Below are 9,069 nucleotides of genomic sequence, written 5' to 3' on the forward strand. Positions count from 1 at the left end.
CGGGTGGCGGCATGGGGCTGATCGGTCAGATCCTCGCCACGCTCTTCGGTGGAGACCGCAACGCGGTGCGCGAGATGGCGGAAGTGTTCCGGGTCAACGCAGAGGCCGCGTCGAAACGCAGCCATGACCTGGACAGTGCGGCGCTGGACCAGTTCGCGGCCGAGTTCTGTCAGCGGACGCGCCGCACCTGGTGGGACAGCCTGATCGACGGCCTCAACCGTTTGCCGCGTCCGTTGCTGGCGCTTTGGGCGCTCTGGGTGCTGGTCTGGACCCCCTATGACCCGGTCTTCATGGCGCAGGTCTTTGCCGCCTGGGCCGTGATCCCGCAGAGCGTCTGGGCGGTGATCCTGGTGATCGTCACCTTCTTTTTCGGAGGGCGCCAGCAGGTGAAGGGCCTCGACTTCCAGCGCGACGTGGCGGGCCTCCTGACCCAGACGCAAGCCGTCCTGAAGAGCCGCGACAGCCTGCGCGCCCTCGACGGCGATGAGACGCCCCAGGCCTCCGATCCCGTGCTTTCCGACAATCCCGCTCTCGATGCCTGGCGGGCGTCGAAGTGATCCAGAAAGGACCCGCCTTGTGAGCTATGACCTGATCAAAATCCTCCTGGATGGCGCCGCTCTTGTCATCTCCCTGGTCGCGATGTCCGTCGCGGTGATGCGCACGCGCCAGTCCGCGCTTGATGATCGCCTGAAGACCGGATCGGGGCGCATGGATGACCAGGACAAGCGGATCAGCTCGCTTGAACAGACGGTTGCCAGTCTGCCTGCCAAGGAAGATCTGCACGGGCTGGAGCTGCGCTTTGGCGAGTTCGGCGCGCAGCTTTCCCGGATCGAAACCACCGTCTCGTCACGCAGCGAGGAGACGAAACGTCTCTACGTCGCGGTCGAGCGGATCGAGAACTACCTTTTAAACATCGGGGGCCGGCCATGAGCTACGCCGAAGAACTGCAGCAACACGCCCGCCTGGCGATCCTGCGAATGCTGGAGGACGCGCCGCGCTACACCTCCAATGTCTCGATCATGACCGATCTTCTTCCGCGCTTCGGGATCACCTATTCGCGCGACCAGGTGGTGACCGAGCTGAGCTGGCTGGCCGAACAGGGCATGCTGACCACCGAGGAGCTGGCGGGCGGCTTCATCGTCGCTACCGCCACCACGCGCGGCGTCGAGATTGCCCAGGGCATCGCCAAGCATCCCGGCGTCCAGCGCCCCCGGCCGGGAAGCTGACATGCCGCCGCCCAAGAAGCTGGACCTGATCCCGGAGGAGCTGCGCCGCTGGCTGGCCGAGGAGCTGCGCGACCGGGGCTTCGCCGACATCGTCGATGTCACCGAGGCGCTGAACTTCCGTCTGCAGGAGGCGGGTCTTGAACTGTCGGTGGGCAAGACGGCTGTCGGCGATTTCTCGAAGGCGCTGAAGGATCAGCGCGAAGCCTTCGCCATCGCCGAGACCCTGCTGTCGGATCTCGACATCGAGGCCGAGGGTGAGCTGCACAAGGTGCTGATGCAGATGATCGCCACCAGCGCGATTCACATGATCCAGTCGGTTCGTGCCGAAGATCAGCACCTCGACCCCAAGGACCTGATGAGCCTGGGCCGGATGCTCAAGGACCTCATGAGCAGTTCGGGCATGCGCGAGAAGCTTCTGGCCGATGAGCGCGCCCGTGTCGCCCGCGAGGCGCGCGAAGTGGCACAGGCGGAGATGGACGAGGCGCTGGAGGCCACGGCCACCGAGGCCGGGCTCTCGGCCGAGATGCTCGACCGCCTGCGCAAGGGCGTGCTGGGGCTGCGGTCGTGAGCCGGTCGCGCGCCCAGGTCAATGCGATCCTCCTGGTCGGTGACCACCACTGGCGCAAGGGGCCGAAATGGCGCGCCGCACTGGCCTGGTGCCTCGGTCGCCGCGAGGTCTTTGTCACCCACCTCGGCGATGCCGCCAAGGTGCGCTGGTGGCGGGGAGAACCCTACCTGGTCTCGCTCAGGCCTCGGCGCCCGGGGCTGCCAGGGCAGGTCCTCCCGGCCGAGGCGACACCGTCGAAGAAGTGACCGCCATGACCCATCCTGTCCTCTCCCGCAATCCTGAGGAACTCCCCGTCGACCTGCCGCGCGGCGGGGACATCCCGGCGGATCTCGACCCGCTTGCCGATGGCATCCTAATGGAGCACCAGAAGACCTGGCTGGAGGATTTGTCGGATCTGAAGATCTGCAGGAAGGGGCGCAGGACGGGGATCACCTTTGCCGAGATGCTAGACGATACGCTGATCGCCGCCGCCTCGCGCGATGCGGGCGGGCAGAACTGCTTCTACATCGGCGACACCAAGGACAAGGGCCGCGAGGCAATCGGCTATGTCGCGCACTTCGCCAAGGTGGTGGCCGGTGAACTGGGGCAGGTCGAGGAATTCCTCTTCGAGGACCAGCAGCCCGATGGCACGACCAAGCAGATCGCGGCCTACCGCGTGCGCTTTGCCTCCGGGTTCCGTGTCGAGGCGCTGTCGTCGAACCCTGCCAACATCCGCGGCCTTCAGGGCATCGTGGTCATCGACGAAGCGGCGTTCCACCGCGACGTGCGCGAGGTTATCGATGCGGTGAACGCCCTGCTGATCTGGGGCGGCAAGGTGCGGGTGATCTCGACCCACAACGGGCACCTGAACCCGTTCAACGAGCTGATCCGCGAAGCGCTTGCGGGCAAGAACGGCTTCAAGGTCCACACCTGCACTTTCGGCGACGCGGTGCGGAACGGTCTCTTCAAGCGGGTTTGCCTGATGAAGGGCGAGACCTGGTCGCAGAAGGATCAGGACGCCTGGGAGGCGCAGATCCGCAGCTCCTACGGCGCGCGCGACGCCGCGATGAAGCAGGAACTCGACGCGGTCCCCTCGGAGATGGCCGGTGCCGCGCTGACGCGGGTGCAGATCGAGGCCTGCCTGGCGAAGGGCGCGCCTTTCCACCGCTGGCACCAGCCGGACGCCTTCAAGAACGCGCCAGAGGAGCAGCGCAAGGCCGAGACGCTGGCCTGGTGCGAGGACCACCTGAAGCCGGTTCTCGACAGCCTGGACCCCAAACGCCGCCACAACCTCGGCGAGGACTTTGCCCGGTCCGGCGATGCTACTGACATCGTGATCCTGGAAGAGGGCGAGGACCTGCGCCAGCGCTGCAGGCTGATCGTCGAAATGCGCAACATCCCCTTCGGCCAGCAGAAGCAGGTCTTATTCTACATCGCCGACCGTTTGCCCCGCTTCATGAAGGGGGCCGTCGACAAGACCGGCAACGGTGCCTACCTCGCCGAGGAGGCGGCCATGCGCTACGGCAGCCGGATCGAGGAGGTGAGCTTCAGCCGCGAATGGTACGCCTCCGAGATGCCCTCCTACATCGAGGCCTTCACCGACCGTACCATCGAACTGCCGGCCCATGCCGACGTGCTGGCGGATCACCAGGCGCTGCAGTTCGTGGACGGCATCATCCGCGTGCCGCGCGACTTCCGCTTCAAGGGATCGGACGGGCTGGACCGGCACGGCGATAGCGCCGTGGCCGGGGCGCTCGCCTGGTACGCCAGCCGGCAGACCGGCACCGAGATCGCCTACCAGCCGGTGACAGAACGCCAGGACGGTCCCGACGACCGGGACAATGACCGGCCCTGGTGGCGCCAGCCGCTGGGCGCGCGCCTGCGCGGGGGCGTATTTTGACAAGGAGTTGAGTGATGACCCAACTGGTCGATCAATGGGGCCGCCCGGTTCGTCGGCGTGAGCTGACGCGCGAGGTGGCAGGCCCCTCCCTGACCGGCGTGCGTTCGCCGCTCACCGGCTACCCCGGCGACGGGCTCGATCCGCGCCGCCTGGCGAACATCCTGCGCGAAGCGGACGAGGGGCATCCCGAACGCCAGCTGGAGCTGGCCGAGGCGATGGAAGAGCGCGACCTGCACTATGTCGGGGTGCTTGGCACGCGGAAGCGGTCTGTCACCCAGCTCGACATCACGGTCGAAGATGCCAGTTCGGAGGCGACGGACAAGCGGATCGCCGAGGATCTGCGCACTTGGCTCCTGCGCGATGAGCTGGAGGAGGAGCTGTTCGATATCCTCGACAGCATCGGCAAGGGCTATTCCTTCACGGAGATCATCTGGGAGCAAAGCGCCGGTCAGTTCTGGCCGGTGCGTTTGGAGGCCCGGGACCCGCGCTGGTTTCGGTTCGACCGCCGCGATCTGAAGACGCCAATCCTGATCGGTGAGAACGGCCAGGACGAACCGCTGCCGGCATACAAGTTCATCCATCCCCGGATCCGGGCCAAGAGCGGGATCACGCCCCGGTCTGGGATCTGCAGGGCCGTGACCTGGGCCTATCTCTTCAAGATGTACACGCTGCGGGACTGGGCGATCTTCACCCAGACCTATGGTCAGCCCCTGCGCGTGGGCAGGTATCCGGTGGGAGCTTCCGAGAAGGACCGGAACACGCTGTTCCGGGCGGTGGCGAACATCGCCGGCGATTGCGCCGCGATCATGCCCGAAGGCATGGAGATCGAGTTCGTGGAAACCGGCAACGTCGGCGCCTCGGTGGATCTCTACGAGAGCCGGGCCGACTGGCTGGACAAGCAGGTCTCGAAGGCGGTGCTGGGCCAGACCGCGACCACCGACGCCGAGGTCGGCGGGCTGGGGTCCGGCAAGGAGCACCGGATGGTGCAGGAGGACATCGAGAGGGCGGATGCCAAGGCGCTCTCCGGCGCGCTCAACCGCGACCTGGTGCGGCCCTGGGTGGATCTGAACTATCGCGGGCATGGCCGCTACCCCCGGATCGTCATCGCCCGGCCAGAGGCCGAGGACCTTGCCAAGTGGATGCAGACCGTGGGGGAGGCCGTGGATCGCGGGCTGGCCGTGGCAGAGGACGATGTCTATGCCAAGCTCGGCCTGCGCCGGCCTTCTGAAGGGGCCAAAATCCTGCGTCCCGGGGGGCAGAATGCGCCGCAGGCGCCGGGCCAACCGGGGGCAGGGGACGGAAACCCTCCTGAGAGCGCCGTTAAATACCCATTGAATACCCTTGCCGCGCTTTCGGCGGCGGTGGGCCGTGACGACGAGAGAGGCCGCTCAGCGGGCGGCACAACGCCTCTCGACATCGCGGTCGATCAGCTGGCCGAGGAGGCCGCACCCGAGATCGAGGCGATGCTGGGGCAGATCGAGGCGATGATGGGCTCGGCCGAGAGCCTGGAGGAGCTGCGCGAGATGCTGCTCGGGGCGTACCCCTCGGTGTCGCAGGATGCCCTGGCCAAGGTCCTGGCGCAGGCGTTCATCGCGGGTGACCTGGCAGGGCGCCTGATGGCCGGCGGCGGCGATGGCTGATCTCGCCACGAGCTTTCGGAAGCCGTTCAAGGAACAGGTAGCGGCCTTCCGGCTCCGCCTGGGCAACCAGGTGCCCACGGCCAAGTGGGACGAACTGTGGAAGGCGCAACACGACCGCGCCTTCATGGTGGCCGGTGCCGCCAAGGCGGACCTGCTGGCGGACCTTGCCAAGGCCGTCGAGAAGTCCATCGTCGACGGCACCAGCCTGGAAGAGTTCCGGCGTGACTTCCGGCAGATCGTCGAGCGGCGCGGCTGGCATGGCTGGACCGGGGAGGGCACGAAAAAGGGCGAGGCCTGGCGCACCCGGATCATCTACCAGACGAACATGCGCACCAGCTACGCCGCCGGACGGTATGCTCAGCTGGTCGAGGGCGGGTTCAAATACTGGGTCTATCGCCACGGCGGCGCGCTGGAGCCGCGCGAGCAGCACCTTGCCTGGGACGGCTTGATCCTGCCGGCCGATCACCCGTTCTGGGCCACGCACTATCCCCCGAACGGCTGGGGCTGCAGCTGCTATGTCGTCGGCGCCCGCTCGTTGCGGCAGGCGATACGCCTCGGCGGCAACCCGAAAGTCACGCTGCCCGAGAACTGGCGGGATCTGAACCAGAAGACCGGCGAGCCGGATGGGATCGATCGAGGCTGGGGCTATGCGCCGGGCGGCAGCGTGGTCGACGAGGTGCGCAAGCAGATCCGGCGCAAGGCCGGTGCCTTGCCCGAGGGGTTGTCCACGGCGCTGACCGAAGATGCCGCCGACCCGCCGTCGCCGTCCGTGCCGCCTCTGCGACCGGCGACGTCCCTGAAGGATGCGGCGGTGCTGGTGGTGGAAAGCGGGCTGGCCGAGAAACAGGTCTCTTGGCCCGGGAAAGTGAAGCTCGATGCGGTCAACGAGGTGGTGCAAACGCTCTGGGAGCTGAAAAACCGCTTCGATATGGTGCCGTTGCAGGCCGTGGGCTCCGCGAAGGTCATAGCCACGGCAACCGGAGGCAGGCTCAAGCCTTCGCCGAACGCCAGTGCCTGGTACGCACCCGGATACAAGGTCATGGGCTGGAACAGGGTCGGGCTGTCCAGGGAGCCCTGGTATGCGCCCGAGGCACAAGCCAAGCGATTGGAGACCTGGGCAACGGAACATGCGAAGGCGATTGCAAAGCTGCCGGATGGTCCAGCACGCCGCGCGGCCGAACGCGCAACATGGCAGCACACGGTGGTGATCGGGGGCGAGGACTATCCACGCTCCGTGGCCATTCACGAGACCGGCCATCAGTTCCACTTTTCCCATTGGGAGGCGGTGAACGCAGCGATTGAAGGCTGGGATCGCGACGGGTGGAACTTCGCGGTTTCGATCTACGGGTCGACAAACTTCAAGGAGTTTGTCGCTGAGAGCTTCGTGCTGTATATGTTGGGGCCGGAGTATCACGCCCGGATCAAGCCCGAGCTGCTCGCTCTGTTCAAGGCAAGGGACCGACGGAATGTCTGACGTCACGCAGCAGATCATGGACCTGATCAACGCGGAGCCACTGCCGGCGGATGCGGAGGATCGCTTGTCGGAGCTGATCGAGCAGTTGCCGGAGGAAGACCAGGACATGGCGCGCGCCACCTGGTCGGAGGCGCTGTTCATGGCGCGGCAGTCCGCAGATTTCGATCCCGCCGCACGAACGGTCGAACTGGATCTCTGAGCCGGCATGATCACCGTCGACGTCACCACGGACACGCTGCGCCCCGCCCTGGCCGAGGCGGAACAGGCGCTTTCCGACCTGACGCCGCTCCTTCAGGACATCGGCGAATTGATGGTCGAGCGGACCCAGGGCAATTTCAAGACTGGCACAGCGCCGGACGGCACGGCCTGGGCACCGCGCAGCCAGACAACGCTGGACGCCTATGGCGCGCGGGGCGACACGCCGAAAGGTGGCCAGCTGGTCGGGGTGACGCGCGCGCTGTCGACCACGATTGCCTATGAGGTTGCGCCGGGGCACGTCGACTGGGGATCGAACATGATCTACGCCGCCGTGATGCAGTTCGGCGCGGCCCAGGGGCAGTTCGGCGCGCGGATCGGCAAGGACAAGAATGGCCGCGATTTCTTTATGACGATCCCCTGGGGCGACATCCCGGCACGCCCGTTCCTAGGCATCGGTCCCGAGGATGAGACTGCCCTCCTGGAGACCATTGAAGACTATCTTCAAGGCCTGATCGAAGACTGATCTCATGCACAGTAGCTCCGATGCCTCTATCTCGGATGTTGCGACAGACGCGGGACGGGAGGGCGGACAGCTGCCGCTCGCTGCGCCCTGGTCGAATGACCGCAGAGCGCAGAAAGCTGACGAATCTGCGGTAAGCTCAATCTGCAAGTCTCGCGGCTTTTTCGCGGGTGTTGTCGAACATATCTGCTGTCGAAGGGACGCCAAGTATCATCGCCTTGACCCGATGATCGACCTTCCCAAGCTGCCGAACGATCACGCCGTGGTAGTCCGCGACCTGTTTCGCAACGTAGTCGTCAAAGTGCTCGAAGGGTTGACGTTGATTGCAGAAGGCGAAGGATTTTTGCCATCCATAGATGCGCTTACCTAAAGAATCTAAAGTGGCGCTCTGTGAATGCTTGGAGTTGAGGGAGGTTCCCTTCGTGAGCGCCTCCTTGATCGCAGCCTTGGAAGCTGCAAGCGTCTCTCGGACGCCTTCCTTCATATTGTCGATAGACTTCGCGCTTGGGACGCACCGCTTGGGCTGTAGTGTGCAGCCAAGGAAGTTGATGGATTTGCTACACTCGCCTTGCGCGGCCTTTTCCGGGCCATCTGCGGGTGTGTAGAGACCGAAACCAAAGTCTGTCAGGGTTTTCTCAGCATACGCTTTGGCGGCGTCGATAGATGAAAGGTCTGCACCGACCATGAGAATGTCGTCGATGTATCTCACCGCCGTCACACCCATGGTGTTCAGCTTCTGGTCCATCTCATAAAGTAACACATTTCCCGCGAAGGCCGAAAGAGAGGACCCTTGAGCAACGCCGATTCCGCCCTTCGGAAACAGGTGCGCGTAGCCAACTAGCTCATCTTCATTCGCCAAGTGAACCTCAAGAGCCTTGGCGAACAGCTCAATGAATGCTTCGTCCCCGGTTTCTCGCAGAACGAAGTCAACCACCTTGTCTGTCGGAATTTTGGTGAAGAAGGCTCGAATATCGGACTGGAAGTAGAATTTTGCGCCGCCGTCAATTGCCCCCATGATTGCTCTGATGGCGGGGCGAACACCGCCATGAGGGTAGATCAGCCCTCCAACGCCATACTTGGATCGGTTGACGTCGTTGATGCGCCCCAGCCTATCGTCGCGAATGGTCTCATATCGTGTGTCCGGGTCGCGAAGGTCACGCGCCTGCCGTGGCTGTAGAACCTGTAGGATTGCCCGCTGGACGACACGGTTCTGGATGGTGGATATTGCGATGGGCCGTGGGGCTTTGCCTGCTGCAAGACGCTTGCGCTTGTCCTTCAAGACGCCCTCGACAGGATCAAAGGAGAGCTTGCCCGTGCGCAGTTGACCAATGATGCGCCTAAGGTGACGCTGGTGAGCATGCTCGAACTCGGAGGCTTTGCCGCGAATGTCGGCGTTGCCTGAGGTCAAAGCGCTGCGCTTCACGTGTCGCCAAGCTGAGAAGATGTTTTGTTCGCTTCTGACTTCTTGAAATAGTGTCTTCGCCATGTTCTTCGCTCGGGTCCTCCGCTCATACAATCCCGACCGTTGACGGACACCCATCCTCTGCGCACGGCATGGCCGCTA

11 protein-coding genes are annotated in these 9,069 nt (G+C 64.6%); 10 read left to right on the plus strand and 1 reads right to left on the minus strand.

The features are described 5' to 3' along the window. The 10 genes from PVW46_RS14130 to PVW46_RS14175 all read left to right on the plus strand — a co-directional run. Positions 1 to 557, plus strand: a 557-nt coding sequence (locus tag PVW46_RS14130; RefSeq protein WP_274576307.1) for a 3TM-type holin, incomplete at its 5' end; no start/stop codon positions are given. A gap of 19 nt (positions 558 to 576) precedes the next feature. Next, positions 577 to 930, plus strand: coding sequence for a DUF2730 family protein (locus PVW46_RS14135; RefSeq protein ID WP_069210828.1), 354 nt, complete (start codon positions 577 to 579; stop codon positions 928 to 930). Continuing rightward, complete coding sequence (locus PVW46_RS14140) at positions 927 to 1,226, plus strand: VpaChn25_0724 family phage protein (RefSeq protein WP_069210642.1); 300 nt, start codon at positions 927 to 929, stop codon at positions 1,224 to 1,226. The genes PVW46_RS14135 and PVW46_RS14140 overlap by 4 nt, the downstream gene beginning before the upstream one ends. A 1-nt stretch (position 1,227) precedes the next feature. After that, the gene (locus tag PVW46_RS14145; RefSeq protein ID WP_069210827.1) at positions 1,228 to 1,794 is read left to right on the plus strand and encodes a phage protein Gp27 family protein; all 567 of its coding nucleotides are present in this window, start codon (positions 1,228 to 1,230) and stop codon (positions 1,792 to 1,794) included. Next, complete coding sequence (locus PVW46_RS14150) at positions 1,791 to 2,039, plus strand: hypothetical protein (protein WP_069210826.1); 249 nt, start codon at positions 1,791 to 1,793, stop codon at positions 2,037 to 2,039. Before PVW46_RS14145 ends, PVW46_RS14150 begins: the two co-directional genes overlap by 4 nt. 5 nt (positions 2,040 to 2,044) lie before the next feature. Beyond that, positions 2,045 to 3,673, plus strand: coding sequence for a hypothetical protein (locus PVW46_RS14155; RefSeq protein ID WP_069210825.1), 1,629 nt, complete (start codon positions 2,045 to 2,047; stop codon positions 3,671 to 3,673). 14 nt (positions 3,674 to 3,687) lie between these two features. Beyond that, positions 3,688 to 5,313: a DUF935 domain-containing protein gene (locus PVW46_RS14160; RefSeq protein WP_069210824.1), complete on the plus strand. Its 1,626-nt coding sequence runs from the start codon at positions 3,688 to 3,690 to the stop codon at positions 5,311 to 5,313. Beyond that, the gene (locus PVW46_RS14165) at positions 5,306 to 6,787 is read left to right on the plus strand and encodes a phage head morphogenesis protein (RefSeq protein WP_274576313.1); all 1,482 of its coding nucleotides are present in this window, start codon (positions 5,306 to 5,308) and stop codon (positions 6,785 to 6,787) included. The genes PVW46_RS14160 and PVW46_RS14165 overlap by 8 nt, the downstream gene beginning before the upstream one ends. Next, a complete protein-coding gene (locus PVW46_RS14170) occupies positions 6,780 to 6,986 on the plus strand; it encodes a hypothetical protein (protein ID WP_069210823.1) in 207 nt (68 codons plus the stop codon). Before PVW46_RS14165 ends, PVW46_RS14170 begins: the two co-directional genes overlap by 8 nt. 6 nt (positions 6,987 to 6,992) lie before the next feature. Further along, a complete protein-coding gene (locus tag PVW46_RS14175; protein WP_069210822.1) occupies positions 6,993 to 7,508 on the plus strand; it encodes a phage virion morphogenesis protein in 516 nt (171 codons plus the stop codon). 136 nt (positions 7,509 to 7,644) lie between these two features. Here PVW46_RS14175 and PVW46_RS14180 read toward each other — a convergent pair whose 3' ends face one another. After that, a complete protein-coding gene (locus PVW46_RS14180; RefSeq protein WP_069210821.1) occupies positions 7,645 to 8,991 on the minus strand; it encodes a reverse transcriptase domain-containing protein in 1,347 nt (448 codons plus the stop codon). Positions 8,992 to 9,069: the final 78 nt, after the last annotated feature.

It is taken from the genome of Mameliella sp. AT18 (assembly GCF_028807275.1).
Taxonomy (GTDB): domain Bacteria; phylum Pseudomonadota; class Alphaproteobacteria; order Rhodobacterales; family Rhodobacteraceae; genus Antarctobacter; species Antarctobacter albus.